Raw genomic sequence first — 25,275 nt, forward strand, 5'->3', positions numbered from 1 at the left:
CACCTTCAATGGGTCTCTCAGTTCGAACGCGCGACAGGGCATACAGTCGTGACGGATGCGACCTCAACAGGGTTGGGTCGGACTCCATCGCGAGCCGGGTGCGACGAGGTGAGCCCGTGGACGTGATCATTCTGACCCGCGCCGGCGTCGACGAATTGATCAATGAGGGCAGGTTGTGGCGGCCAGCCGCGTCGACCTGGCGCGATCGCGCATCGGCATGGCAGTCCGGAGGGGGATTCCGAAGCCGGATATCAGCACGGTCGACGCGCTGAAGCGCGTCTTACTGCAAGCGGAATCCATTGCGTATTCCGCGCAGGTCAGCGGCGTCTATCTTGCCACCGAGCTGTTTTCGCGCCTCGGGATCGTCGACCAGGTGATGACCAAGAGCACGAGGGTTGAGGTCGGACGAGTGGGTGCGGTGCTGGCACGCGGCGAGGCGGAGATTGGCTTTCAACAAATCAGCGAGTTATTGGAGGTGCCCGGGATCGATTACGTCGGACCGCTACCAGCTGAAGTCCAACGAGTGACCGTGTTCTCGGCGGCTATCGCGGTTGGCGCAAGGCATCCGGATGCGGCTCTGGCGCTCATCGAGTTCTTCGCGTCGCCAATCGGACTGGAAACGATGGCGAAGAGCGGCCTCGATCCGATATCCGGCCGTTGAAACGGCCAACGCGCGACGGAACCCACACGCGCGCCGGACACCAGGCGGAAGGCCGGAGAAGTCGTCAGGCTTGGTGGCGAATCACCGCTTGCAGCCGACGGCGCCAGCGAGACCGCGAGGCGCCGCCGCTGGCGCGACAGCCAGTCGAACATGGCACCAGAGAAAGCCGTTTACGTGATCGTGGTCGAAGGGTTCGCCGATTGGGAGCCCGCTCACGCCCTGGCAGAGTTGCGCCGTCATGGCCAGTATCGCGTGGAGTCGGTCGGCCTGACATTGGCGACTGTCGAATCGATGGGTGGGATCCAAGTGCTGCCGTCGACAAGCGTCGCCAAGGTCGACACGGCGGATGTGGCTGCGCTCATCCTCCCCGGCGGCGATCGTTGGGAGAACTCGCCTGTCGAACCGGAACTCGAACAGTTGTTGAACGATCTGGACGCGCAGGGCACTCCCATCGCCGCGATCTGCGCGGCCACCGTCGCGATCGCGCGCCTCGGTCTTCTACGAGGGCGTCGCCACACCAGCAACGGTCTCGAGTATCTGCGTTCGAACGTTCCTGGCTATGCAGAGTCGGCGAACTACGTCGATAGTCCGGCTGTACGCGATCACGGGCTCATCACCGCCAGTGGCCTCGGCGACGTGGAGTTCGCGCGTGAACTCCTCGAAGAACTGAACGTGCTCAGTGTCGAGGACCGGGCGACTTGGGCGTCCATCTTTCGCAGCGCCCGTCTGCCAGGCGGAGCTGCCTGACATCGGCGTGGTCCGGGACCAGGCACGCCCGACCCTTCCGCGTGGAGACGGTATGATGACGGCGTTCGTCGACAAGGATGAGCCTGCGACCCGGCACCTCGCTCGGTCACTACGAGATTCTCGCGCTCCTCGGCGCCGGGGGCATGGGCGAGGTGTATCGCGCCCGCGACACGCGGCTGGGCCGCGACGTGGCGCTGAAGATCCTCCCTGAGGCGTTCGTCAACGACCCGGACCGCCTCGCCCGCTTCCAACGTGAAGCGAAGACGCTCGCCTCGCTCAATCACCCGCACATTGCGCACGTGCACGGCTTCGAAGAGATCGGCACGACGCGGGCCCTCGTGCTCGAACTCGTCGCAGGCGAGGATCTGGCGCAGCGCCTCGCGCACGGCGCGGTCCCGATGGAGGAAGCGCTGCCCATCGCCCGCCAGATCGCCGAGGCGATCGAGGTCGCCCACGAGGCCGGCATCATCCATCGCGATCTGAAGCCGGCCAACATCACGGTGCGGCACGACGGCCAGGTGAAGGTGCTGGACTTCGGCCTCGCCAAGGCGATGGAGCCACCGGGCTCGGCCGTCGCCGATCCCGCGCTGTCGCCGACGCTCACGAGCCCGGCCACGCTGCAGGGCACCCTGCTCGGGACGGCGGCCTACATGGCGCCCGAGCAGGCGCGCGGCAAGTCCGTGGACAAGCGCGCGGACATCTGGGCCTTCGGGGTGGTGCTGTACGAGATGCTGACCGGGACGCGAGCGTTCCCAGGCGCGAACGGGACGGAGGTCCTGGCCGCGGTGTTGCGCGACACGCCTGACCTGACCGCACTGCCGGCAGACACGCCACCGTCCGTGCGTCACCTGCTCGCGCGCTGTCTCGAGCGCGATCCGTCGCGCCGTCTGCGTGACATCGGCGAGGCTCGCATCGCCCTCGAGGAAAGAGCAGGCAGCCCGCCCGTGGCCGCGGGCACAACACGCGAGTCGTCGCCGCGTGCTCGTGGTGTGGAGCGCCTTGCCCTGTGGTCACTTGTGGCCGTCGCGGCGGCCTCGGTCACCCTGGCAGCATGGGCCGTGCGCGGGCGCGGTAACGCCGCCCTCACCAGCACGCTGGAGGTGCAGCGCTTCGACGTCGCCTTTCCGCGCGACATCGAGCCAAGCTCCACGACGGAAGGCGGCATCGCCTTATCGCCAAACGGCAAGATCGTCGCCATGACCGGCTGGAAGAGGGGTGTGCGTACCGTCTTCGTCAGGCGCCTCGACAGCGAGGACACACGCGAGATGCCGGGATTATTCCTCGAGGCCTCCGCGTTCTCTCCAGACAACACGCGGATTGCGTTCTTCGGGAACGGCGTGCTCCAGTCGTACTCGCTCATCGACGGCGAGATGAGAACCCTGACCTCTGGCGTGGAGGTCGGCGGCGGACTGGCGTGGGGCGAGACCGGTCTCGTCTTCGCGCGAGAGCGCGCCTTGTGGATAGTCGAGGGGGAGGGGAGAGAAGCCCGGCGACTCACGACGCTCGACGCCGGGCGCCGCGAGGTCGCGCACTCCGGGCCGGCCATCCTGCCCGGTGGACGGATCGTGCTGTTTTCGACCTTCACGCCGGAGCTCGGCGGCGAGCGTATCGAGGCAGTGCCGACCATGGGAGGGCCGCGCAGCGTGGTGCTCGAGCGCGCCACGTCGCCTGTGTGGTCGCCAACGGGTCACCTGCTCTTCACGCGCAACGGCGGGGTGCTGGCGGTGCCGCTCGATGCGGCCACGGCGACCGTGACCGGCACCGCGACGCCCGTCTTCCCCGCCGGCCAGATCGCGGCCGGGCACAGCGGGACGACCGCCTTGCGAGTGGCGCGCACCGGCACGCTGGCGTATGTACCATCGGACTCCCTGCTGCGCCGGCTCGTCTCAGTGGCGCGTGACGGCGCCGCGCTCCCGCTGGACCTGTCACCAGGTAACCTCCAGACACCGCGTCTGTCGCCCGATCGGCGGCGGGTGTTGGTGACCGACAGCGCCAGCGTGTTGGCGGCCTGGGACCTCGAACGACGATCGCGGGAGCAACTGACGACACCCTCGCCTGGCACGAGGTTCGGGATGTGGAGCCGCGACGGGTCACAGCTCATGTACCGCCGCTTCAACGTCCCGACGCTGGCACGGATCGACGCCACCGAGCAGCCGATGCCGATACCCTACGCGACCGCCAACGACTTTCCCTCAGGGCCCGGGCCCGGCGCGGATACGCTCCTGGTGAGCCGCGTACAGCCAGGCAGCCTCAGCGACGTCTTCCTGCTCTCCACCATCGGCGCCTTCGAGCCGAAACCGATCGTGGTCACGAGCGGCCAAGAAGGCGGTCCTCACCTGTCACCCGACCAGCGCTGGATCGTATACGCCACGGCGTATGGCGGCCGGACGGCGGTGTCCGTGCGGCGGTACGCCTCGCTCGGTCGCCAGTGGCAGGTCTCGGAGGGCAGCGGTACCCAAGCGCGTTGGAGTGCGAACGGCCGCGAGATCTACTATCGGGACGGCACGTCGGTCATGGCCGTGCCGTTCGACGGTTTGGGCGACGAGCCCGTCATAGGCAAGGCCATGCCGCTCTTCAGGGACGACTACGAGTACGGGCCGGGGATTTCGATAGCCAACTACGATCCGACACCGGACGGGCGCTTCCTCATGCTCCGTCGCGAATCCCAGGGCGGGCAGTTGCACATCGTGCAGAACTGGACCGAAGAACTGAAACAGATCATCGCACGCGGCGGCGTGCGCTGAGCGCCCGTTACCGCGACGGTTCCATTTCGGATCTACGATGGCGCCATGGCTACGGTGACGCTTTCGGTCAAGAACGTCCCAGCCGATCTTGCGCAGCGCCTGAAGGCACGGGCCGCGCTACACCACCGTTCCCTGCAAGGCGAGCTGATGGCGATTCTGGATGAGGCCAGCCGGCAGATGACCGTCGAGGATCTGGCTGCACTCGCATCACGCATCGGATTGCGCACGCCAGCGGAGTCGATGCGCCTTGTCAGGGACGCGCGCGCTGGCCGTCGTCGTTGACCGTCCGTGGTTGCCGCCGTTCGTTCGGCGAACCTGACGGTCCGTAGGCGGCCGAGCTATCGCGTTAGCGCGCCTTCGGCCACAGCGTGCCCTGGTCCTGCGTCGTCACGGGGCCGAGCCCCTTGTAGACGAACTTCTGCAGGCGTTTCCCCTCGTACGTCTCCGTGGTGTAGATGTTGCCGTGCGAGTCGGTCGCGATGCTGTGGACGCCGAAGAACTGACCCGGCTGGTGTCCGCCGTCACCGAAGCTCGTGAGCAGTTGCAGTGACGCGCGCTGCACGATGTGGACGCGCTCGTTCCGTCCGTCAGCCACGAACAGGAACGTCTGCTGGGGATCCCGGGAGAACGCGATGTCCCAGACGGCGCCGTCGCCGCGCGTGTTCTTCGCGATGACGAGTTCCTTCACGAACGTGCCGTCGCGCTGGAACACCTGGATCCTGTTGTTGGCGCGATCGCACACGTAGACCAGGCCGTCATTCGAGATCTCCGCGCAGTGCACGGGGCTGCGGAACTGCCGGGCCGGCGGCGCCTCCGGATCGTACGGACCGAGATTGGTGTCGTCGGGCTTGTTGCCGTATGCGCCCCAGTACCGCTTGAACTTCCCGTTGTCGGCGTCGATGACGACCACGCGCTTGTTGCCATACCCGTCGGCGACATACGCCTCGTTCATCTTCGGATCGACGGTGACCTTCGCAGCGCGCCAGAAGTTCTCCATGTCGTGGCTGCCGGCGTTCTTGCCCGGATGGCCAACCTGCAACAGGAACTTCCCCTGTTTCGTGAACTTGAGGATCTGCGCGTCCGTCGGGTCGTTGCCGCCAATCCAGACGTTGCCCTTGTAGTCGACCGTGATGCCGTGGTTGGTTCCCGGCCATTCGTACCCGGCGCCCGGACCGCCCCACTGGCCGACCAGATTGCCGTCGCGATCGAATTCCAGCACGGGCGGGGCGCCCTTGCAGCACGCCGACGGCGGCTCCTTGAGCGTTGTCGAGCCCGTGATGTTGACGGTGACGTGGCCCGTAGCCGGCTGCTGCGGTGCCGCGCCGGTGATCTGGAGGACCAGCGCGCCGGTACCGATGCCGCCCCGGGAGGCGCCCGGCAACGACAACCACGGCTGATCGCTGGCCGCCGTCCAGGTCGGCCCGTGCGTGTGGATGCCCTCGGTCATGATGTTGAGGCTCGCGTCACCGCGATGCACGATCCAGACGTGGTCCTGCGCATCGACCGCCACGCCGATTGTCTGGCCCAGCACCCAGTGATTGGGCAGCGGCCTGGGCCACAGCGGATCGACCTCGAAGGTGGGGGCCTGCACGCCGGTGGCACGCTGTGCCACGGCGATGCGCTCGAATGCTCCGCGCGCAACGAGCAACGCAGCAACGAGTACGAGGACGAGAGCCCCGAGAACGGCACGACGCGTGGCAGCCATGTGCAACCTCCCGCGGGATGATATAACCGGTCGCCAGCCCTGGCGGCCAGGTCCTATGCGTTCGCGCGTGCTGACCCTTGTCGGAGTCCTTTTCGCGCTGCTGGTGTGGGCCGGCCGCCCGGCCGCCCACGATCTGCCCGCCGACGTCGTCGTCCACGCGTTCGTCAAGCCGGAGGGCCAGCGACTCCGGGTGCTCGTCCGCGTCCCGCTCGAGGCGATGCGCGACGTCGACTATCCGACGCGCGGGCCGGAAGGTCTGCTGGACTTGACGCGGATTGATCGCGCTCTCGCCGACGCCACCTCGCTCTGGCTGGTGCCTGCGTTCGAGATTCGGGAAGCGGACACGACGCTCGCGCGCCCGCGTATCGCATCGGCACGCATCTCGCTGCCGTCCGATCGCTCGTTCGTGAGTTACGAGCAGGCCCTCGCGCACGTCACGGGCCCGCCGCTCGACGCCGGCGCCCGGATCTACTGGAATCAGTCGCTGCTCGACGTCCTGCTGGAGTACGACATCCGTTCGGATCGATCCGCGTTGACGATCAATCCGGTGCTCGCGCGGCTCGGCGTGCGCGTCGCCACGGCCGTGCGGTTCCTCCCTCCCGGCGGTGGAGTCCGGGCCTTCGAGTGGGTCGGCAACCCCGGCCTCGTCCGCCTCGATCCCCGCTGGCACCAGGCGGCCTGGCGATTCGTGCAGCTGGGATTCAGCCACATCCTCGGCGGTGCGGATCACCTGCTCTTTCTTGTCTGCCTCGCGATCCCGATTCGCCGGCTCAGGGCCCTCGTGCCCGCCGTCACTGCCTTTGCCGTTGCGCATTCGATTACGCTCATCGCGTCGGCCTTCGATCTCGCGCCAAGCGCGCTCTGGTTCCCGCCACTCATCGAGACACTCATCGCGCTCTCGATCGTCTGCATGGCGATCGAGAACATGATGGCCTCGACGTTCGCTCATCGCTGGGTGCTGGCCTTCGGGTTCGGCCTGGTGCATGGCTTCGGCTTCGGGTTTGCACTGCGCGAGTCCCTCCAGTTCGCCGGAGCGCACCTGGTGGCGTCACTGCTGGCGTTCAATGTCGGCGTCGAACTCGGACAGGTGCTCGTCCTGCTGTTGATCCTGCCGCCCCTGGCGCTCGCGTTCCGGCATGCGGCCTCCGAGCGAGTCGGCACCATCGTCTTGTCGGCCGTTGTGGCGCACGTTGCGTGGCACTGGATGGTGGACCGCGGCGCCCAACTCGCCCGGTTCAGCATTGAATGGCCGCAGTTGGATGCCGCGTTCGCCGCGGCGACGGCCGGCTGGCTGGTGATCCTGGTGGTCGCCGCAGGCGCCCTCCGGCTGCTCCGGGCCTTCCGCGACGCCATGCTTTGACGAGGAGAGCGTAGGCGTCGACCTTCAGTTCGACGCTCGCAATGACGTCGGGCCGGAGCGGCCAAGCACCTGCGTCCTCATGCGGCGTTGGCAGCGACAGGCCGCGCTCGGAGAGCGGGCCCTACCAGATCCGAGTAGACTGCCGCACCGGGTTCGGCAGATAGGAGTCGGGATGTCACTCTCACGAAGAGCCGCATTGTCGCGTGTGGGTGCCGTGGCGGGAGCCTCGGCCCTTGGTGCCACTGGGCAAGTGGTGCGCACCGCTGCTGGACAGTCGGCGCCGATGCCATCCGCGGGCGCGCAGGCGCTGAACCTGTCCGACTACGAGGGGCTCGCCCGCGAGCGGCTTCCGCACATGGTGTACGAGTTTGTCGCGAGTGGCGCGGCGGACGAACACACCTTGCGCTGGAACCGGGAGGCGTACGACCGAATCAGGTTGCAGCCGCAGGCATTGGTCGACGTGTCCACGCTCGATACCCGGGTGTCGCTCTTCGGCCAGGAGCTTCCGTTCCCCATTCTGCTCGCGCCCACGTCCTTCCACCGCGCCATACACCCTGAAGGTGAGCTCGAGACTGCGCGAGGCGCAGGCGCAGCCTCTGCCACCCTCGTGGTCAGCACGGCCACCAATACCAGGATCGAGGACATCGCACGTGTCGCGACTCATCCGCTATGGTTTCAGATGTATATCCAGCGCGATCGCGGGTTCACGCGCGAGTTGGTGCAACAGGTCCAGGGGGCCAATTGCCGCGCGCTCTGTGTGACGGTCGACCGAGCGTCGCTCGGCGCAAGGAATCGCAGCCAGCGCGTGAACTTCACGCTTCCGAGTGGCGTGACGACGCCGTACCTCAGCGACATCAACACCGGCTCGAAGCAGGTCTTGAGCGCCAACTACCAGGTTACGTGGAAGGACGTCGAATGGCTGCGCTCGTTTGCGAAGGTCCCGGTGTTGCTCAAGGGGATCCTGAATCCTGCGGATGCGGACCGTGCGGTGCGTGAGGGCGTCGCCGGCATCATGGTGTCCAATCATGGCGCGCGCAATCTCGATACGCTGCCGGCAACGATCGACGCACTACCGCTGGTGGCCGACAAGGTGGCTGGCCGCGTGCCCATCCTGGTCGACGGCGGCATCCGGCGAGGCACCGATGTCGTCAAGGCGCTGGCCCTGGGTGCGTCTGCGGTCCTGATCGGTCGCCCGTATCTCTACGCACTCGGCGTGGACGGGGCCGCCGGCGTGAGCCGGATGATCAACATTCTGCGGAGCGAACTCGAGATGGCCATGGCGCTCACCGGTTGTCCGACGCTCCGGAGCATCGATCGCTCCGTCCTCTGGCCGCACTGAGCCAGGCGCCGCCGGCCGCTACACGAATCCTCCGTCCTTCGTCCTCTTCCTCTGTCTTCCGTCCTCCCTCCGTCCTCCCTCCGTCCTCCCTCCGTCCTCCTCCCTCCTCCATCCTCCCTCCTCCGTCCTCGCTGGGGTACCATCTCCCCGCCATGCACAAGCCAGTCGCAGGACAACCTTCCGGCCCGGGATCCGACGACACGCTCAAGGATGTCCCGTCAGGCTGCCTGCCGCCGATGAAGGTGCGCGACATGCCGGAGCCGCTGCCACTGACGAAGATCCTCGGGCCGAGCGTCATCCTCGCCGGGCTGGGCGTCGGCTCCGGCGAGTACATCATCTGGCCGTTCATCACCTCCGCGGTGGGGCCCGCCTTCCTGTGGGCTGCCGTCCTCAGCGTGACGTTCCAGTACTTCATCAACATGGAGATCGAGCGCTACACGCTGGTCACCGGCGAGACGGCGATTGCGGGGTTCGTCCGGCGCTGGCGACACTGGGGCTGGATCTTCTGTCTCTTCACGCTGGTGCCGAACATGTGGCCGGGCTGGGCGACCGGCGGCGTCACCGCGTTCACGTTCCTGGTCGGTGGTGGCAACGTTGGCTACATCACGGTAGGCGTGATGGTCGCCATCGGCTTCTCGCTGACGATGTCGCCGGTCGTGTACAAGACGCTGGAGCGCGCGCAGTTCTTCAAGGTCGCGCTGACGCTCGTGTTCCTCTCGGTGGCGATCGCGGCCGCCATCGAACCATCGGCGTGGGCCGATCTCCCGCAGGCGGTGACGGGTATCGGCACGCTCCCGGATTCGACGGCGATTCCGATTACGCTCCTGCTCAGTGCGCTCGTGTTCGCCGGCGCCGGCGGCGTCAACAACCTCGCGCAGAGCAACTGGATCCGCGACAAGGGGTTCGGGATGGGCGCCTACATCCCGCGTATCGTGTCGCCGATTACCGGCGAGGACGTCGCCCTGCCCACCACCGGCGTGATGATGCGCACCGACGCGGCCAACCTGGCGCGGTTCGCGGTCTGGTGGAAGCGGGCCAACACCGAGCAACTGGTGAGTTTCTGGTTCATCTGCATCTTCTCGATCGTGACGTTTTCGATGCTCGCGCATTCGACCATCAGCGGGCAGCAGTTCTCCGCGCAGGCCAACCTCGGGTTCATCAAGGCCGAAGGCGAGATGCTGCAGAAGGTGGTCGCCCCGTGGTTCGGCAAGTTCTTCTGGGTCTTCGGGTCGATGTCGCTGGTGCTGGTCGCGCTCGGCACGGTCGATTACATCGCCCGCATCGTCGCCGACATCCTGCGCACCGTGTACCTGCAGGGCAATGAGTTGTGGAGCGAGAGCCGCATCTACTTCTTCGCGGTGTGGGCGGGCGTGGTCTCGGGGTCGGTGATCCTGCTCAGCGGCGTGCAGCAGCCGCTCGTGCTGCTGATGACGGCGGCCTGCCTCAACGGGCTGGTGATGGTGGTCTACGGCGTGCTGTTGATCCAGTTGAACCTGCGCGGCCTGCCAAAACCGCTCCGGATCCACGGCATGCGACTGGTGATGCTGGTGCTCGCGACTGCGTTCTATGCGTTCTTCGGCGGCTGGCTGGTGATCGCCCAGGTACGCGCGTTCCTCGGCGCGTAAACGCCGGTTATCGTTCAGCGGTCGTTTGTCGACCTGCTGGCTCCGCCAGCGCGATCCCCGACGGCACGTTCGGATCGGTCGCGCCGGTCCTGGCGGCCTCCGGCGAGGCCCACGGCCGTGCCGACATCCCGACCTCGTGCTCCAGCATGTGGCGCACGGCCGGCCGGGTGCCGTCGGCGATCAGCGCTTCCACGCGCGCCTCGACCTCGCGATCGGCGTTGGTCACGCGCTGGTGCTGCCGCAGGTGATCGATCCACGTCGGGCTCTCGAACCGTTCGATCCAGCGATCTGGCTCCGCGACGTCCTGCAGCAGGCTCCAGGCACGCGCGCCATCCCGGCGCCGGACCCGCCTTAGCCCGTCCATCGCTTGCAGGAACGGCGTGTGCCGGCTCGCCGGGACGATGTACTCGAGGACGGTGACGACGGGGCCGGCGTCCGGGGGTAGCGCCAGGGCGACACGCGGATCACGCCACGCACCGGACGGCTCGACGTCGAGTGCCTCCTGGTCGGGCAGGTGCAACCAGGCACCGAGCGCCGCCGACATCACCATCAGTCCGCCCGCCGTCGTCACCGCCGCGCGAAGGCCGAAGCCGTCCGCGACATGTCCCCACGTCCAGCTGCCAAACGCCAGGCCGCCGAACGTGGCCATCTGGTACACCGACATCGTTCGCCCGACAACCCAGCGTGGAGACGCGAGTTGCACGAGGATGTTGAACGTCGAGAGCGCGAGGACCCAGCATGCGCCGGCGGCGACGAGCGCCAGGATCGTCAGGGGCAGCGACGTGCTCAGCCCGGTGCACACCGAGCCGATGCCGAACACGATCGAACTGACGCCGACGATGCGCTCGTTGCTGAGGGAGTGCCGCAGTCGTGCGCTCGTCAACGCGCCGAGGACGGCGCCACTGCCGAACGCGCCGAGCAGCAACCCGTAGACGAGCGGTCCACCGGCGAGAGCGTCGCGCGCGACCAGCGGCAGCAGCGCCCAGATCGCCGCCGCGAGCAGCCCGAAGACGGCCGCGCGCACCAGCACCCGATTGATGCGGGATGACAGCGACGCGTAGCGCAGGCCCGCGCCCATGGCCGGCAGCAGGCTCTCGGGCGCGATGTCGAACTCCTGCGCCGGACGCTGCCATTGCAGGAGCACGACGATCAGGCCGACGTAGGAAATCGCGTTCACGAGGAATGCCGCATCGGCGCCGAAGCTCGCGACGACCAACCCGCCGATGGCCGGTCCGGACGCCCGCGCGAGGTTGAAGCCCAGGCTGTTCAGGGCGATCGCGCCGGGCAGGTCCTCACGTGGTACCTGTTCGCCGACGCTGGACTGCCACGCCGGTCCGTTGAGCGCGGCACCGCAGCCGATCATGAACGTGAAGGCGAGCAGGACCCACGGCGTCAGCGCGTCCAGGTGCGCCAGGGCCGCCAGCACCGCCGAGACGGCCAGCATCCAGCCCTGGGCGGCGAGCATCACGCGACGGCGATCGCGGATATCGGCCAGCGCCCCGGCTGCCAGGGAGAGCAGCATGATCGGCAGCGACGTGGACGCCTGCACCAGCGACACCATGTCTGCCGATGGCGCGAGCGAAGTCATCAGCCACGACGCGCCGACACCCTGGATCAGGCTGCCGAAGTTCGACACCAGGTTCGCCACCCAGATCGCGAAGAACGTGCGATGGCGGAAGGGAGCGAATGTGCTCACAGCCTACAGCCTACAGCCTGGAGGCTGTAGGCTCAGGCGCACGGGGATGGCTGACGGTGCCCGGTGTACAGTGCCCGACGGAGGTCACAGGTCTCAGGACTCAGGTCTCAGGCAAGCACTGCCTAAACTTGAGACCTGAGACTTGAGTCGTGGCGTTCAAGCGTCAAGCATCAAGCATCAAGCATCAAGCATCAAGCGTTAGGCGTTAGGCGTTAGGCGTCAGGTCGGCAGCCCATACGGATGCCGCTGCGGCCGCGAGAGCAGGGCGTTCGCCTCGTCGTCGTCGCGGAAGCGTTCGGTGACCGGATCCCAGTGCAGTGGCCGTGGCAGCTTCATCGCGATGTGGTGGAGCAAGCAGGTCGAGCAGGCGCGGTGGGCGACTTCGACCGGCGCAATCGGCTGCTGACGAGTACGGATGCACTCGAGCCAGTTGCCGTGATGGTCGCTGCTCTTGTAGAGGTGCACCCCGTCGGAGCCGATCACCGAGTCGAGGATGCGCGGATCGCTCGCCGCGAGCGCCTGCGCGTCCTTCAGCTTGGCACCGGGGTCGCTCGACGTGACCGTCTCGTTGCCCCGCGAGACGAAGATCCATCCGTCGGTGCCTTCGAAGCGGATGCCGTTGGGGAAGTCACCACTGACGGTCATCACCACGCCGTCGGCGTAGCGGCCCTCGGTGCGGAAGGGCCCGTGCACGTTCCAGAGCCCGCTCTTCGGGAATTCGGCCTTGCCGCTGACTTCGACCGGCCCCGTGAACTCCGTGCCCATGCCCCAGTGCGCCGTGTCGATGTGGTGCGCGCCCCAGCCGGTGATCATGCCGGCGCCGAACTGTTCACAGCGCAGCCATCCTGGCCGGTCGTAACCGACCTGCGGGTGGACGCGCTTCTCGGTGTAGTACACGCGTGGCGTCGAGCCGAGCCACATGTCGTAGTTGAAATGCGGCGGCACCGGCATCTCGGGCTCGTCCTGACCGGCGGGATCCCCGGGCAAGCCGACCTGGACGGTCTTCAACTGGCCGACGCGCCCGTTGCGGACGAGTTCACAGGCGCGAAGGAACTGCGGCTGCGAACGCTGCTGGCTGCCGATCTGGAAGATGACGCCAGTGCGATGCACGGCATCACTGAGGGCACGGCCCTCGGCGATTGTCAGCGAGGCTGGCTTCTGCAGGTAGATGTCCTTGCCGGCACGCGCCGCGGCCATCGCGATCGCCGCATGCCAGTGGTCGGGGGTGCTGATGACGACGGCGTCGATGTCGCGATTGGCGAGCAGTTCGCGGTAGTCGGCGTAGCCGGTTACGCCGTCGTACGGCTTGCCGCTGCTCTTCGCGTACTGGCCGTTGATCAGGGTCTTCGCATCGTCGACGCGCCGGGCGTCGAGGTCGCAGACGGCCATGATCCGGGCCTGCGAGAACTTCCAGAGCCCGGGCATGTCGTGGCCGCGAGAGATGCGGCCGACGCCGATCGCGCCGATGGTGATCTGGTTGCTCGGCGCCTGCGCACCCAGGACCGTGGCAGGCACGATGCTGGGGAAGCCGGTGACCGCGGTCGAAACCACCGCCGCGGTTTTCAGGAACTGGCGCCTGGAGCTTGCACGTTGTGTGTTGGTCATCGGTGTGAGTTGTGCGATGTCGCCGGACAGTGGCAAGCGTTCTCGACATTTCCGCATTGCCGCATTCCAGCATTGCCGCCCACGGGCGCCCGGCGGGCGTCCCGTGAGGTTCGTTGGGCTCTGGCGGCTAGGTCTTCATGACCGGCGGCTGCGCCTTGTGCTGCGCCTCGAGCACGAGTTGCATGGCGAGGAAACAGTGTGCCTGCGTCATCGCCGTCGCGGTGCGATCGAGGATGTCGCTGACCACCTGCCGCCCATACGTCAGCTCCACCTTGCTGGTGTCGACGTACTTGGTTTCCTTCTGATCCGACAGGAACAGGTGACTGCCGCCGGGACGTCCGACGATGTCGACGTTCTTGCGGATCTCGATGAACCCGTCGGTGCCGAGAATCGTGAGGCGGCCGTCGCCCCAGGTCGGCAGGCCGTCTGGCGTGAACCAGTCCACGCGGACGTAGCCGGTGCCACCGTCGCCCCGCAGCATCATGTCGCCGAAGTCCTGGAACTTCGGGTACTGCGGCGTGTGGACGTTGCCGGCCTGCGAAGCGACGACCTCCGCCTTCGTGGAGCCGGTGAAGAACAGGAACTGGTCGGCCTGGTGGGAGGCGATGTCGGTCAGGATGCCGCCATAGGTGGCGACATCGAAGAACCACTCGGGCCGTGCCTTGTAGCCGGCGCGATGCGGGCCGAGGCCGATCGTCTGCAACACCTTGCCGATGGCCCCGGCCTTCACGAGTTCCCCCGCCTTGACCGTGGCGCGATTCTCGAACCGCTCGCTGTAGACGATCGAGTAGATGCGCTTCGTCTCGGCCTGCACCTTGCGGACCTCGGCCAACTGCGCGAGCGAAGTGATACCGGGTTTGTCGGCGATGAAGTCCTTGCCGGCCCGCATCACGCGGATGCCGAGCGGCGCCCGCTCCGCCGGAATGGCGGCACTCAACACCACCTTGACCGCGGCGTCGTCGAGGACCTCGGCTTCGGAGCGGGCGACCTTCACGGTCGGATACTTCTCCTGGAACTGCTTCAGGAGTGCGGGTTCCTTGGCGTAGACCCAGGCGAGTTCGCCGCCGCCACGCATGATGGCGTCGGTCATGCCGGTGATGTGCCCGTGGTTGAGGCCGATCACGCCGAACTTGAGACGCGGCGGCCCCTCCCACTTCGGCTGCGTGACCTGTGCCTCGACCGTCGCCGCGCCGGACATCTGTTGTGCGCCTGCGTGGAGCGGTGCCAGCGACATCGCCGCCACCGAACCGGACACACCCCTGACGAAGGCACGGCGATCAACAGATCCGGCCGCGCCGCGCGGAGTGGCTTCACCGTCATGACTCTCGAGCACGACTCTCTCCCTGGATGCCTTGCGCATGCCGCTCGCTACTTCTTGATACCGAAACCGGTGACCAGGGCGTCCGAGTTGTGGCTCACGCGGATGCCGACGATGCCGTCGGTGGAGGCGAGCTTGCCGGCCCCGGTGACGTCAGCCTTGGTGCCGGTCCAGACGGCCGTGCCGTTGATGACGCACGAGACCGCGTCGCCCTTGACCGTCCAGCCCACTTCCTGGACCACGGGCGATTTGGGGGTCTCGGCCTTCTTCACCGCCTCGTGGGCCAGCGGACGGCCGACGACGTCGACGCGCTTGCCGCCGCTGAACATCCGGATGATGTAGTTGCCGTTGCGATAGGCGGCGCAGTACATGGCGTTTGGCGCGGTTTCGAGATCGGAGCCGCCGATGAACACGCCGAACGGGTGCGGATGGTTGTAGGTCTGTTCGGCTTCGCTGAAGGTAGCACTCACCGCGAAGTCGCCCTTGGCGACATTGGCCGGGTTCCAATAGAGAGCGGCCGGGCCGGTGGCGAGGCGCAAGCCCTTGCCCTCTTCGGCGAGCTTCGAGTCCTTGACCGTCAGGCCCTGCTTGTTGCCGGCGTCTTCCTTGCCGGTCCAGCCCTTGGCGGTCACGCCGCCCGTGACCTTGCGGTCGACGTCCGCTTGCGGCGGCGCTGCTGCCGGTGGTTGCTGCGCCGCTGCCGGCACCGCCGCGAGCAGTACCACACTGAGGCCGACCATGATGACTCTGGCGTTTCGCACGTCCTGCTCCTGTCCTGGGCCGCCGAGGGGCGGCGCATATGGTTGTGGGCCGATGGTACGTCTGGGCGCGCCCCGGCCGCAATGCTGACGGGGCGCTGTCAAAGGTAAAAAGGGCGAAGTCCTTTCTCCTTCGATCTCTTCTCAGCCGTTGGCCTTCGATTCTGTCTTTTTGCCCTTTTCGCCCTTCTTCCTTTTTATCTTTCCGTGTCCCACTCGAGACCTGGACACGGAAACGTCGTGCCGGCGGGGAAGGTCAGGCCGAACTCGGACTCGAGGACCTCGAGGAGCTGCCCTGGCGTGTCGATGCTCGTGACGTCGGCGCCGCCATCGGGTTGCCGCCTCGTCAGTTCACGGTTGAGCAGCGTCAGGCGGTGACCGCCTGGCCGCGCCCGCGCGGCAACGAGCCGCTGCCGGAAGGACGAGGTCGGGTACGTGCTCGTGTACCAGTTGGATACCACCCGATCGATCAGCGGCATTTCCTCACGCGCGAATTCGTGCAGGTCTTGCCAGGCCTCGCCGAGGCGGATCTGATGGAACCAGCGCCCGTCCTCCGCGACGATGCGGCGCTGGTCGTGGGGCGTTTGCTGTGCGGTGTTCGCGACGAGGCGGATCGGGGTGGCCAGCGAGAACCCGCCGAAGCCGACGTCGGCCATCCATGGCTCGCCGTCGAGATCGACCTGGAGGAACAGGTGCGTGCGCGCCGGCGTGAAGTCGCGTGGCTGCTGGTAGCGCACCCGCGCGGAGAGGGGGCGCACGCTGAAGCCGATGGCCTGGAGCACGTCGAGCAGCAGTCCGTTCTGCTCGAAGCAGTAGCCGCCGCGGTGACCGCGCACCAGTTTGTCGACGAGCGCGTCATGCGTCAGTTCGATGGGCCGGCCGAGCAGGACGTCGAGATTCTCGAACGGGATTGCGTCGACGTGACCAGCCGAGATGGCCTGCAAGACCCCCAGCGTCGGCGCGGCGGGACCGCCGTAGCCGATGCGGGCAAAGTACAGGTCGAGCCATTCGGTCTGCGTCGTCATCTCCTGCACGTACGTACCGCGGGCGACTCGGTTCGAAGCAGGTTGCAACACGTCGTCGCGGCGTTCCGCCTTCGCCAAGGCACGGCGGACAAGTCGACGTTCGTTGCAGGCTGCCAAGGCGCTCGACGAGTCAGTCCTCGATAATGAGGATATGACGCCGCGTCCCTCCGTGCTCCTGTTCGACCTCGGCGGCGTGCTCGTCGACTTCTCCGGTGTCGAGGACCTGCGTCCGCTGCTCCCCGAGGTCCTCGACGACGAGGCGCTGCTGGCGCGGTGGGCGGCTTGCCCACATTCGCTGGCGTATGGCGCCGGCCAGCTCACCACTGACGAATTCGTGCCGTTGTTCCTGCGCGACTGGCGGATTGCCCTCGAGCCGGCGGTGTTCCGGACGGCGTGGCAGGGCTGGGTGCGTGGCTGGCTGCCCGGCGCCGCGGCCCTGATCCAGGAACTCCGACCGCAGTATCGGCTGGCGGCGCTCAGCAACTCGAACGCCGCGCATTGGGAGCAACTGGCCCGACTCGGCATGCTCGACGCCTTCGACCTCGCGCTCGGCTCGCACGAACTCGGCGTGAGAAAGCCGGACCCGGACATCTATCGCCAGGCCCTGCGTCGCCTCGCCGTCCCGGCGGCCGAGGTGTCGTTCTTCGACGACAGCGCCGCCAACGTCGACGCGGCCCGTGGCTTGGGCCTGCAGGCCGTGCAGGTGGATGGCCCAGACGCCGTGCGCCGCCATCTCGAAGCGGCCACGTTGATCTGAGGCGGCCTGTCGTCTGCCCTTGGCAGCCTGCGGCCTGCAGCCTGCGGCCTGCAGCCTGCGGCCGACGGCTTACCGGAAACGCTGAACGCCGCCACGCCAAACGTCGAGGCGCAGGGCCGCGAGCCGACTCCCGACTCCCGAGCCTCAGGCGAACGTCCCTTCCTTGGGCCCTCGCGCCAGCTTCTCGATTTGCCTGATGGCGCCGAGGTGGTAGGCCAGGTGGGCGATGCTCCCGACCATGCCCGCAAGCTCCAGGTCGGTCACGTCACGTGGTGAGCCCAGGGCCTGCAGCCAACGGTGCGCTTCTTCACGCAAGCCGCTTCGGATGTTGTCCCACTCGGTCGGGCCGACGTCGGACGTCTTCCAGGCCTCGTCCCATGTCGCATCCGCGAAAGGATCGCCGCCTTCGTTCGCCCATCGATTCATCAGCGACAGCCCGTAGCGCACGTGTTGCGCATGCGCGGCAATCGTCGCACCGTCGTTGACCGACCGGGACGCGTCGTTGGCCGAGAGCTTCTGCAGCGATTCCAGCAGCCCCACGTCTCTGGAATTGAGGATGAAGGCACCGGTCGGATCGCTCGCGCCGTCGACGAGCTCGGAGAACAGGCGCGTGAGGACTGCACTCATGTCTGTGGTTCGCATGGGAGTCATTCGGCGTGATGTGACGTGATCATATCCTCGCTGAATCGCCGAGCCTCAGCGGGACTTGTCGATCGAAGGCTGTCCTGAATTTCAAGTCCCGGGCGGCCGGAAACATGGGTAACAGATTAGTCCGGGAACATGGGTAACAGTTGGTTGGGGCCTGTGAAGGCGGTGCCGACCGCGGTCTGTGCGGTCGGGACGGCCTTCACAGGCCGGCGCTCACGGATGCTGCGCGGGCGGCAGCGCCGTGATGGTGCGAGTGCGATCATGAACACGCCCCAGACTGACCGACGCAAAATGCAGCGTCCAGACCCCATCATCGACCGCTTCGAGGGCGACCGACTCGCCGTCGAGTACTTCGGTCAGAAACAGCGGCGCGCCGCCCCAGGCGATGCAGCCATTGCTGTCCACGCGGCGTACCTCCCAGTGGCCGGGATACACGAGGGCCGGGACTCGCGCCGGCAGCGCGCGCGGCGAGGGCTGATACACCGTCGCGGGCGGCTGATTGTCGAGCGCTTCATGGGGGCGGATGCCGTTGTACTCGCGGCAGAACGTTCGGAAGCGCTCCTGTTGCGCGCGCGCGGTCCGCGCGGGCGGCCGGGTCGTCTCGGCCTTGAGCACGCGGTGGAACTGTTCATGCGACCCATTCTGATCGGGGCGCCCAAGGCCGGTGCGCTCCGGGACAATCCCGAGCCGCATCCACCAGACATTCAGCCGCGAGAGGCGGCCCAGGCCCGGCCCGGCAAACGGGCTCCCATTGTCACTGCGGATCCGCTCGGGCAGCCCATAGGCCGCGAACGCGCGCGCGAAGCAACGGCGCGTCTCCGCGGTCGTGCGGCTGAGCAGGGCATCGCAGCGCAGCACATACCGACTGAAACCGTCGCGCAGCGTCAACGGATAGCAATAGGCGCGGTCTCCCGTGCGGAATTCGCCCTTGAAGTCGGTCGTCCACGTGACGTTGGGCCCGGTGAGGGGCGCCAGCCTGTGGCTCCCGTGCGGCACCGGCCGCCGGCGCCGGCGCGGCACGATCAGCCCGTGGCGCTGCAGCAGATCACACACGGTCGATCGACTCGGCCACGCGGCGTCGGGCTGCTGCCGGCGCCCCAGCGCCAGCAGCTTCTTGGCCCCCCACTGCGGATGACGCCGCCGGACGCGCAACAGGGCCTCCACCAGCGCCGGGGCCGTCGCCGCCGGATGCTGATGCGGCCGACGCGAGCGATCCCCCAACGCCGCGGGCCCCGCCGCGTCGTAGCGGGCGACCCATTTGTACGCCGTCTTGCGGCTGATGCCGTACTGGGCCGCGAGCGCCGTCATGGTGAACCGATCCGCCAGGTACTCACTGATGAACTGCACACGTAGATCCACAGGTGACTTCTCCCGCCACGGCATCGCGTTCCTCCTGCGACACCATGGCCGAACGTGTTACCCATGTCTCCAGACTGCTTTGTCACCCATGTCCTCGGACTGAGCCTCCCCGCGCCTCAGGTCTCAGGTCTCGAGTCTCACGCAATTGCCAAGGCAAATGGCCAAGGCCCCAGGGCCGACCGAGCCCCGAATCCAGAATCCCGAGCTCATCCCGCCCACGCAGCCAACCCGTTCATGATCGCGACGATGGCACGGTGTTAACATCCGCGCACACAACGACATGCGGTCGGAATGCGGCGATCGATCGGCCGCGCACGTGCGCGAGACGTGTGACCGGCCTACTCGAGAAGTAGTCCGGCGCTCGCTACGGCAAGGAGGTAGACGATGACCAAATGGATCAATCGACCTTGGTTGGCCGCGATCCGCGGGTGCCTGGCCCTCTGCATCTGCTTCCTGTCCATCGAGACCCAGGCGTCACCTCAGGCAGCGGAACCGCAGGAAATCGTCGCCGCGACCTACTACAACACGTTCTCGCGTGCGCATCCGGTGTTGAAGCGAGTCCGTCCAGGCGACACCGTGCGAACCCGGACGCTTGATGCCAGTGGCCGGGACGAGAACGGTGTGCAGCGTGGGCAGCCCGGCAATCCGCTGACCGGGCCGTTCTACGTGGACGGGGCAGAGCCGGGCGATGCGCTCGTCGTGCGCTTCACGAGCGTGAGGATGAACCGCAACTGGGGGTACACGGCATATCGGCTCGGCTTGTTTTCATTGACCCCCGAGTCGATCGAAGGTCTGTACCCTGGCCGCTACAAAGAGGGGCTCCTGATTCCTGGGCGCGCAAATCTTGTGCCCTGGGATATTGACCTGGAGCGCCAGATGGTCAGGCTCCGAGAGCCCGTGAGCGGAATCGTCACGTTGGAGTTTCCGGCCAAGCCCATGGTCGGATGTGTCGGTGTCGCGCCTGCGGGAGATTTTGCGCCGACCAGTGGGCCAGCCGGTTCCTATGGAGGAAATCTCGACTACAACGAGATTGGAGAAGGCACTGTCGTCATGCTGCCCGTCTACCACCCCGGCGCGTTGCTGTTTGTTGGCGATGGCCATGCACTGCAGGGCGACGGTGAGCCGACTGGCACTGGCATCGAAACGTCCATGGCCCTCGAGTTCACGGTCGACGTTCGGAAGAAAGCCGGTTTGGCAGGCCCGCGCGCGGCAACAGGCGAGCACATCATCAGCATCGGCAGTCAGCCCGAGTTCGTCAGTGCCCTCAATCGAGCGCTGCAGATGGCCACCAGCGACATGGTCAACTGGCTGACGACCGAATACAAACTGGAACCGTGGGCAGCGCATCTGCTCATTGGCTATCAAGGCCGGTACGACGTCGTCACCGCTGCCGGATCGATGGCGCTGAAGATTCCGAAGAAATACCTCCCGCAACGACGCTGACGCCCTGGCCCCCGATGAACATCAATGGCGCCGACCTGAGGAGCCACGCGTGGTGGCGGACGTCCGCAGGACTGCTCCTGATCGCCGCCCTCCTTTCCAGCCTTGTCGCCTGGTGGCTGATCGCGCTGCCCGTCCTGTCACTCGCCAATGTGCCCAGACACGCGGGTCATTTTGGCCTGCTGTACTTCCACGCCGTCGGCGGAACCGTCATGCTGTTGCTGGGCGCGCTCAACCTTTGGGCAGTACACGCAAGCATTTAGGCACCACAAGATCGTGGGTCGCACATATCGGCTGGGTGGCCTGTTGGGTGTCATGGCCGCGGTCCTGATCATGTTGGTGAAGCGCGCCCATAAGCCAGAGTCGGTCATTTTCACGAACAGCACAGTCTCCCTTCTGACTCTTTCGTTCGCATGCTTCGCCGCTGCACTGATGGCGTATCGCGCTGTCCGTAACAAGCGATATGACTCTCACATGCTGGTGTACCAGGTGCCGCTGGCGCGTTACTCGGACACCTATAACGGGCAACCATTGTGGTATGTCGCGCTGGCAAGGCATGCATCCACTTCAAGACGGCAGACGATCTGGCCCTCGACGTCGTCGCCCAGATCGTGGCCGCGGTCCCGCTGGACCGCTGGGTCAAGATTGCCCAGGACGCGCGTCGTCGTTAGAACGGAAGCGTCCGAACAGGCCACCGCAGTCGACCGCGGCGTCGAGTGCAGGCAATCCTGGTGGCTGCTCGCATCTCCTGACACGGGCTGGAGTATCGTTACCCTCGCGGGGCGGTGACCAATGGGCCATGAACTCGAACAGTACCGGCAAGTAGTCCGTGACGAATGGACCAGCGCTGACACTGTCGCCGCATGGGCGCGCTGGCATCCGAAGATCGCAGCGCAGCAGGTCAACATGCGCGAGGCGCTCATTCAGCATGCGCGTCTCGAGCCCGGCATGCGTGTGCTGGACCTGGCGTGTGGAACGGGCGACCCTGCTCTCGAGATTGCCCGCATGATCGGGCCCCACGGTCGCGTCACCGCCACGGATCTCAGCCCCCAGATGCTGGAGAATGCAGAAAGAACGCGTCTGCGGCGGGAATCGCCAACATGGACTTCGTCGCAGTGGATGCCGAGGATCTGCAGTTCGGTCGGGAGAGCTTTGATCGTGTGACCTCACGCCTTGGCGTGATGTACTTCGTCGATGTACAGCGCGCTTTAGCCGAGATCAAGCGCGTGCTCGTACCAGGAGGCATCGTCACATTACAGGTCTGGGGCCTGCCCGACGAGAGCCCGTACTTCATGCATGCCGTGGGTCCCTTTGCGCGTCGCCTCGTTCCGCCTCCACCGCCTGCCGACGCGCCGACACCCCTGCGATTCGCGCCTCCCGGGAAACTTGTCGATGCGCTCACCGCTGTCTGGCTTCCGCGACACACGCGAAGATCGCCGCAGCATGGTGCTGCCCTGGCCGGGCTCGCCGAGCGAACTCTGGCAGCACCTCTACGACATCGCCATTCCGCTCCGGCCGCTTTTCGACGGACTGTCCGGCGACGAGCGCGCGGCGGCGATCGGTGAGTCGATCGCGGGCTACGCCGAGTACTATGAGGCGAGACCGTGAACGTGCCCGCATCGATTGTCACCGTGTCCGCGTGCACGTGACGGTCGTTGTCGTAGCCGTGGCCAGCTCGTGCCGCGGCGAGGTCGCCAGTTCCGAGTCCAGTCTCACGTCTCACGTCTCAAGTCTCAGGTCTCAGGTCTCAGGTCTCAGGTCTCAGGTCTCAGGCAGTTTCCCCAGGGCCCACGGCCTGTTGCGTTGTCTTCCTCGTTTCTCCTGCCTCGCCATGCCCCGTCTTCAGTTGCTTCTCGTCGCGTCGTTGCTGCTTGCGGCTGTTTCGCCCGCGCCAGCCCAGTCGCTCCTGGTCTGCGGGTGGGACGAGGTGTTCGTGCTCGACGTGTCCGCGGCGCCGCGCAAGGTCTGGAGCTGGAAGGCGGTGGATCGGCCGGAGTTGCCGGAGCCCTACAAGACGAAGTTCCGCACCACCGACGAATGCAAGCCAGTGGCCGGCGATCGTGTGCTGATCACCGCTTCGAGTGATGGCGCGGCACTGGTCGAGCGATCGACCGGCCGGACGGTCTGGTGGGCGGAGTGCGGCAACACCCACTCGGCCGAGCTGCTCCCGGGCGACCGCATCGTCCTGGCCTGCAGCGTCCGTGAGGGCACCGGCAACCGGCTGTCGTTGTTCGATGCCCGGGAACCGGCCCGCGAGCTCTTTGCCACGGAACTCTTCTCCGGCCACGGCGTTGTATGGGACGCGTCGCGGTCGCTGCTGTGGGCCCTCGGGGAAAAGGAGTTGTTCGCGTACCGGCTGAAGGACTGGGACACACCGCGTCCCGGCCTCAGGGTCGACTCCCGTTACCCGCTCCCTGACGTCGGCGGACACGAGCTCGGTGCCGTCCCCGACTCCCCGCATCTGATCGTCAGCACCCACGCCGGCGTCTGGCGCTTCGACCGGGATGCGCACACGTTCACGCCCGACCCCGACCTCGGCAATGTGCACGACGTCAAGAGCGCCGTGATCGATCCCAAGACCGGTCGCCTCGCCTATACGCAGGCCGAGACGCCCGACTGGTGGACGAGCCACATCCGGTTCCGTCACCCGGCGGGCGATGTCCACCTTGCCGGCGAGCGGTTGTACAAGGTGAGGTGGATCCGGTAGGGCGAGGACGGAGGACGGAGGAAGGAGGACGGAGGACTCAGGCTCAGAAGGCCGAAGCCGACGGTCCAAGGCCCACCGAATCCCGAATCACCGAGTCCCGAGTCCCGAGTTCAGACCGTCCGTCGCAGCGCGGCGAGGACGAGCTCTGGCAGCTCCTCGTGTGGCCAATGGCCAGCGTCACCGATGCGGGTGACCCTGGCCTGGGGGAAGGCGTCGGTCCAGCGCTCGAGGATGGCAGGGCCGAAGGCGGTGTCGCGCATGCCCCAGATGATCGACAACGGCAGGCCCCGCAAGCGGTCCCGCTGCGCCCACAGGCCCGCGTAGAACGCGCTGGATCCGCGTAGCGCACGGGCGAGCGCGAACAGCACGCGTTCGCGGCTTTCGGGATCCGGGAACACCTCGAGGTACTGGCGGTGGATGGCGCGCGTGAGGCGGCGCCGGTCGCCGTACGCCGACGGCATGATGAGACGCTGCGAGGCATTGGCATACCGATACAGGAACCGTCCCACGGCGCCGTCCACCATCGCCGCTCGTCGCCGCATCACCGGATCGTCGGCGAAGGACCACATCCACGAGTTGATCACCGTCAGCGTGCGCACGCGCTGCCGGTTGGCAAGTGCCCATGCGAGTGCGATCGGGCCGCCGAAGTCGTGCACGACCAGCGACACGGGCGCAGCGCCCGCGACGTGGTCCATGAACGTGGCAAACCGTGCGGCGTGACCCTCTGGCCGGTAGTCTGCGCTGGCGGGTCGCTCAGACAGGCCGAAGCCGAGATGATCGAGAGCGACGACGCGCCGCGTGTCGCGCAAGCCTGCGATGACGTGTCGCCACTCGAAGGCCCAGGTCGGCGTGCCATGCACGAGCACCACCGAGGGGCCCTCGCCCTCGTCGACGTAGTGGAGCATGCCGTCGGCCATCGGGCAACTGCGTGGAGGCCACGGCCACTGGCTGCGATCGAGCCACGACGCATCTCCGATCATGCCCCAGATGGTAAACGACCTTGTCTAGATAGACAATGGCATTGACGAGATCGCCAATCGTGTTCGAGACTCGGGGCATGCCGGCAGCGACGCGCACCCCTCTCGGCCCACTCCTCATCACCTGTGCGCGCCTACTCGACGAGGTCGCGCAGGCACAGGTCAACCGTGAGGCTGGCGATCGCATCGCCCGCCCGGCACTCATGCGGCTGGTGCCGTTCCTCGACCGGAACGGCATTCGGCCGAGCGAACTCGCACGCCGCGCCGATATCACCAAGCAGGCCGTCGGCCAGACCCTGAAGGCTTGCGAAGCGCTGGGGTTGGTCGAGTTTGCAGCTGACCCCGCGGATGGGCGCGCACAACTGGTCCGCCTGACGGCGGAGGGCGAGGCCGCGTTCCGATACGGCCGATCGGTGCTGGTTTACCTCGAAGGGCAGTTGGCCGGTGTCGTCGGGGCGGCGGCCGTGCACGACGTGGTCGCCGGCCTCGAAGCGATGTTGCCCGTATTGCAGGCATGGACGGTTGCGCCTCCGTCGCGCCGGCCCGCGCCACCGGCTGCATTGAAGGCGCGCCGGCTCGCCGGTGTTGCCAAGGTCACCTCACCTCGACGTTGAGGGATTGGGGTCGGTCCTGGGCCTTCGAGGATGGCCTGAGGCATGAGCCTGAGACCTGAGACCTGCGACCTGAGACGAACGCCGAATGCAGAACGCCGAACGCTGACGGTCCAAGGCCGAAGGCCTGACGCCATAGGCCTGAAGGCCCTGAGCGCTGAGCAGATCGCCGCTTGACCGACGCTGCGGCGGG

Annotated in this window: 23 protein-coding genes and 1 pseudogene; 15 read left to right on the plus strand and 9 right to left on the minus strand. The window is 66.9% G+C overall.

The genetic code is table 11. From position 1 onward, the window contains the following. Positions 1 to 175: 175 nt before the first annotated feature. The 4 genes from LuPra_RS33115 to LuPra_RS10280 all read left to right on the plus strand — a co-directional run bounded on the left by LuPra_RS33115 (position 176) and on the right by LuPra_RS10280 (position 4,434). Positions 176 to 661: a substrate-binding domain-containing protein gene (locus LuPra_RS33115; RefSeq protein ID WP_234800814.1), complete on the plus strand. Its 486-nt coding sequence runs from the start codon at positions 176 to 178 to the stop codon at positions 659 to 661. A gap of 150 nt (positions 662 to 811) precedes the next feature. Then, positions 812 to 1,408 (plus strand): DJ-1/PfpI family protein, encoded by a 597-nt coding sequence (locus LuPra_RS10270; protein WP_110170659.1) that lies wholly within the window; start codon positions 812 to 814, stop codon positions 1,406 to 1,408. A 77-nt stretch (positions 1,409 to 1,485) separates the two neighbouring features. Continuing rightward, complete coding sequence (locus LuPra_RS10275) at positions 1,486 to 4,152, plus strand: serine/threonine-protein kinase (RefSeq protein ID WP_110170660.1); 2,667 nt, start codon at positions 1,486 to 1,488, stop codon at positions 4,150 to 4,152. Positions 4,153 to 4,197: 45 nt separating this feature from the next. Next, complete coding sequence (locus LuPra_RS10280) at positions 4,198 to 4,434, plus strand: FitA-like ribbon-helix-helix domain-containing protein (RefSeq protein ID WP_234800815.1); 237 nt, start codon at positions 4,198 to 4,200, stop codon at positions 4,432 to 4,434. Positions 4,435 to 4,498: 64 nt separating this feature from the next. Here the strand turns inward: LuPra_RS10280 and LuPra_RS10285 are convergent, their stop codons facing one another. Next, positions 4,499 to 5,857, minus strand: coding sequence for an NHL repeat-containing protein (locus tag LuPra_RS10285; protein ID WP_234800816.1), 1,359 nt, complete (start codon positions 5,855 to 5,857; stop codon positions 4,499 to 4,501). Between the two features lie 67 nt (positions 5,858 to 5,924). On the opposite strand from LuPra_RS10285, the gene LuPra_RS10290 reads away from it, so the two are divergent. From LuPra_RS10290 to LuPra_RS10300, 3 genes are all read left to right on the plus strand, one after another. Beyond that, positions 5,925 to 7,217: a HupE/UreJ family protein gene (locus LuPra_RS10290; protein ID WP_157898976.1), complete on the plus strand. Its 1,293-nt coding sequence runs from the start codon at positions 5,925 to 5,927 to the stop codon at positions 7,215 to 7,217. A gap of 172 nt (positions 7,218 to 7,389) precedes the next feature. Further along, positions 7,390 to 8,556 (plus strand): alpha-hydroxy acid oxidase, encoded by a 1,167-nt coding sequence (locus LuPra_RS10295; RefSeq protein WP_110170662.1) that lies wholly within the window; start codon positions 7,390 to 7,392, stop codon positions 8,554 to 8,556. A gap of 152 nt (positions 8,557 to 8,708) precedes the next feature. Further along, complete coding sequence (locus tag LuPra_RS10300; protein ID WP_157898977.1) at positions 8,709 to 10,181, plus strand: Nramp family divalent metal transporter; 1,473 nt, start codon at positions 8,709 to 8,711, stop codon at positions 10,179 to 10,181. A gap of 7 nt (positions 10,182 to 10,188) precedes the next feature. Here the strand turns inward: LuPra_RS10300 and LuPra_RS10305 are convergent, their stop codons facing one another. The 5 genes from LuPra_RS10305 to LuPra_RS10325 form a co-directional block, all read right to left on the minus strand. Beyond that, positions 10,189 to 11,877 carry an MFS transporter gene (locus tag LuPra_RS10305; protein WP_234800817.1) on the minus strand — a complete coding sequence of 563 codons (1,689 nt, stop codon included), beginning with the start codon at positions 11,875 to 11,877 and terminating at the stop codon, positions 10,189 to 10,191. A gap of 219 nt (positions 11,878 to 12,096) precedes the next feature. Further along, positions 12,097 to 13,482: a Gfo/Idh/MocA family protein gene (locus LuPra_RS10310; RefSeq protein WP_110174623.1), complete on the minus strand. Its 1,386-nt coding sequence runs from the start codon at positions 13,480 to 13,482 to the stop codon at positions 12,097 to 12,099. A 127-nt stretch (positions 13,483 to 13,609) separates the two neighbouring features. Then, complete coding sequence (locus tag LuPra_RS10315) at positions 13,610 to 14,716, minus strand: Gfo/Idh/MocA family protein (RefSeq protein ID WP_110174624.1); 1,107 nt, start codon at positions 14,714 to 14,716, stop codon at positions 13,610 to 13,612. 134 nt (positions 14,717 to 14,850) lie between these two features. Continuing rightward, positions 14,851 to 15,561 (minus strand): hypothetical protein, encoded by a 711-nt coding sequence (locus LuPra_RS10320; RefSeq protein ID WP_234800819.1) that lies wholly within the window; start codon positions 15,559 to 15,561, stop codon positions 14,851 to 14,853. A 194-nt stretch (positions 15,562 to 15,755) separates the two neighbouring features. Continuing rightward, on the minus strand, positions 15,756 to 16,583 hold the full coding sequence (locus LuPra_RS10325; RefSeq protein ID WP_110174625.1) for an arylamine N-acetyltransferase family protein: 828 nt from the start codon (positions 16,581 to 16,583) through the stop codon (positions 15,756 to 15,758). A gap of 151 nt (positions 16,584 to 16,734) precedes the next feature. On the opposite strand from LuPra_RS10325, the gene LuPra_RS10330 reads away from it, so the two are divergent. Next, on the plus strand, positions 16,735 to 17,340 hold the full coding sequence (locus LuPra_RS10330; protein ID WP_157898978.1) for an HAD family hydrolase: 606 nt from the start codon (positions 16,735 to 16,737) through the stop codon (positions 17,338 to 17,340). A gap of 144 nt (positions 17,341 to 17,484) precedes the next feature. Here LuPra_RS10330 and LuPra_RS10335 read toward each other — a convergent pair whose 3' ends face one another. Both LuPra_RS10335 and LuPra_RS10340 read right to left on the minus strand, forming a co-directional pair. Continuing rightward, positions 17,485 to 17,982, minus strand: a complete 498-nt coding sequence (locus tag LuPra_RS10335) for a hypothetical protein (RefSeq protein WP_157898979.1) — start codon at positions 17,980 to 17,982, stop codon at positions 17,485 to 17,487. 219 nt (positions 17,983 to 18,201) lie between these two features. Further along, a complete protein-coding gene (locus LuPra_RS10340; protein ID WP_110168877.1) occupies positions 18,202 to 19,347 on the minus strand; it encodes a helix-turn-helix domain-containing protein in 1,146 nt (381 codons plus the stop codon). Between the two features lie 384 nt (positions 19,348 to 19,731). On the opposite strand from LuPra_RS10340, the gene LuPra_RS10345 reads away from it, so the two are divergent. The 6 genes and pseudogenes from LuPra_RS10345 to LuPra_RS10365 all read left to right on the plus strand — a co-directional run bounded on the left by LuPra_RS10345 (position 19,732) and on the right by LuPra_RS10365 (position 23,494). Further along, positions 19,732 to 20,790 carry an acetamidase/formamidase family protein gene (locus LuPra_RS10345; RefSeq protein WP_110170666.1) on the plus strand — a complete coding sequence of 353 codons (1,059 nt, stop codon included), beginning with the start codon at positions 19,732 to 19,734 and terminating at the stop codon, positions 20,788 to 20,790. Between the two features lie 14 nt (positions 20,791 to 20,804). Then, positions 20,805 to 21,050, plus strand: coding sequence for a hypothetical protein (locus LuPra_RS10350; RefSeq protein ID WP_110170667.1), 246 nt, complete (start codon positions 20,805 to 20,807; stop codon positions 21,048 to 21,050). Between the two features lie 270 nt (positions 21,051 to 21,320). Further along, the gene (locus LuPra_RS31765; RefSeq protein WP_157898980.1) at positions 21,321 to 21,458 is read left to right on the plus strand and encodes a hypothetical protein; all 138 of its coding nucleotides are present in this window, start codon (positions 21,321 to 21,323) and stop codon (positions 21,456 to 21,458) included. A gap of 277 nt (positions 21,459 to 21,735) precedes the next feature. Further along, a pseudogene (locus LuPra_RS34380) lies at positions 21,736 to 21,986 on the plus strand (class I SAM-dependent methyltransferase); the annotation flags it as partial. Positions 21,987 to 22,179: 193 nt separating this feature from the next. After that, the gene (locus tag LuPra_RS31770) at positions 22,180 to 22,395 is read left to right on the plus strand and encodes a hypothetical protein (RefSeq protein WP_157898981.1); all 216 of its coding nucleotides are present in this window, start codon (positions 22,180 to 22,182) and stop codon (positions 22,393 to 22,395) included. Between the two features lie 223 nt (positions 22,396 to 22,618). Next, positions 22,619 to 23,494 (plus strand): DUF6528 family protein, encoded by an 876-nt coding sequence (locus LuPra_RS10365; RefSeq protein WP_110170669.1) that lies wholly within the window; start codon positions 22,619 to 22,621, stop codon positions 23,492 to 23,494. Positions 23,495 to 23,604: 110 nt separating this feature from the next. Here LuPra_RS10365 and LuPra_RS10370 read toward each other — a convergent pair whose 3' ends face one another. Continuing rightward, positions 23,605 to 24,474 (minus strand): alpha/beta fold hydrolase, encoded by an 870-nt coding sequence (locus LuPra_RS10370; protein ID WP_110170670.1) that lies wholly within the window; start codon positions 24,472 to 24,474, stop codon positions 23,605 to 23,607. Positions 24,475 to 24,533: 59 nt separating this feature from the next. On the opposite strand from LuPra_RS10370, the gene LuPra_RS10375 reads away from it, so the two are divergent. After that, complete coding sequence (locus tag LuPra_RS10375; RefSeq protein WP_157898982.1) at positions 24,534 to 25,085, plus strand: MarR family winged helix-turn-helix transcriptional regulator; 552 nt, start codon at positions 24,534 to 24,536, stop codon at positions 25,083 to 25,085. The last annotated feature ends 190 nt before the right edge of the window (positions 25,086 to 25,275 follow it).

The organism is Luteitalea pratensis (assembly GCF_001618865.1).
Lineage (GTDB): Bacteria > Acidobacteriota > Vicinamibacteria > Vicinamibacterales > Vicinamibacteraceae > Luteitalea > Luteitalea pratensis.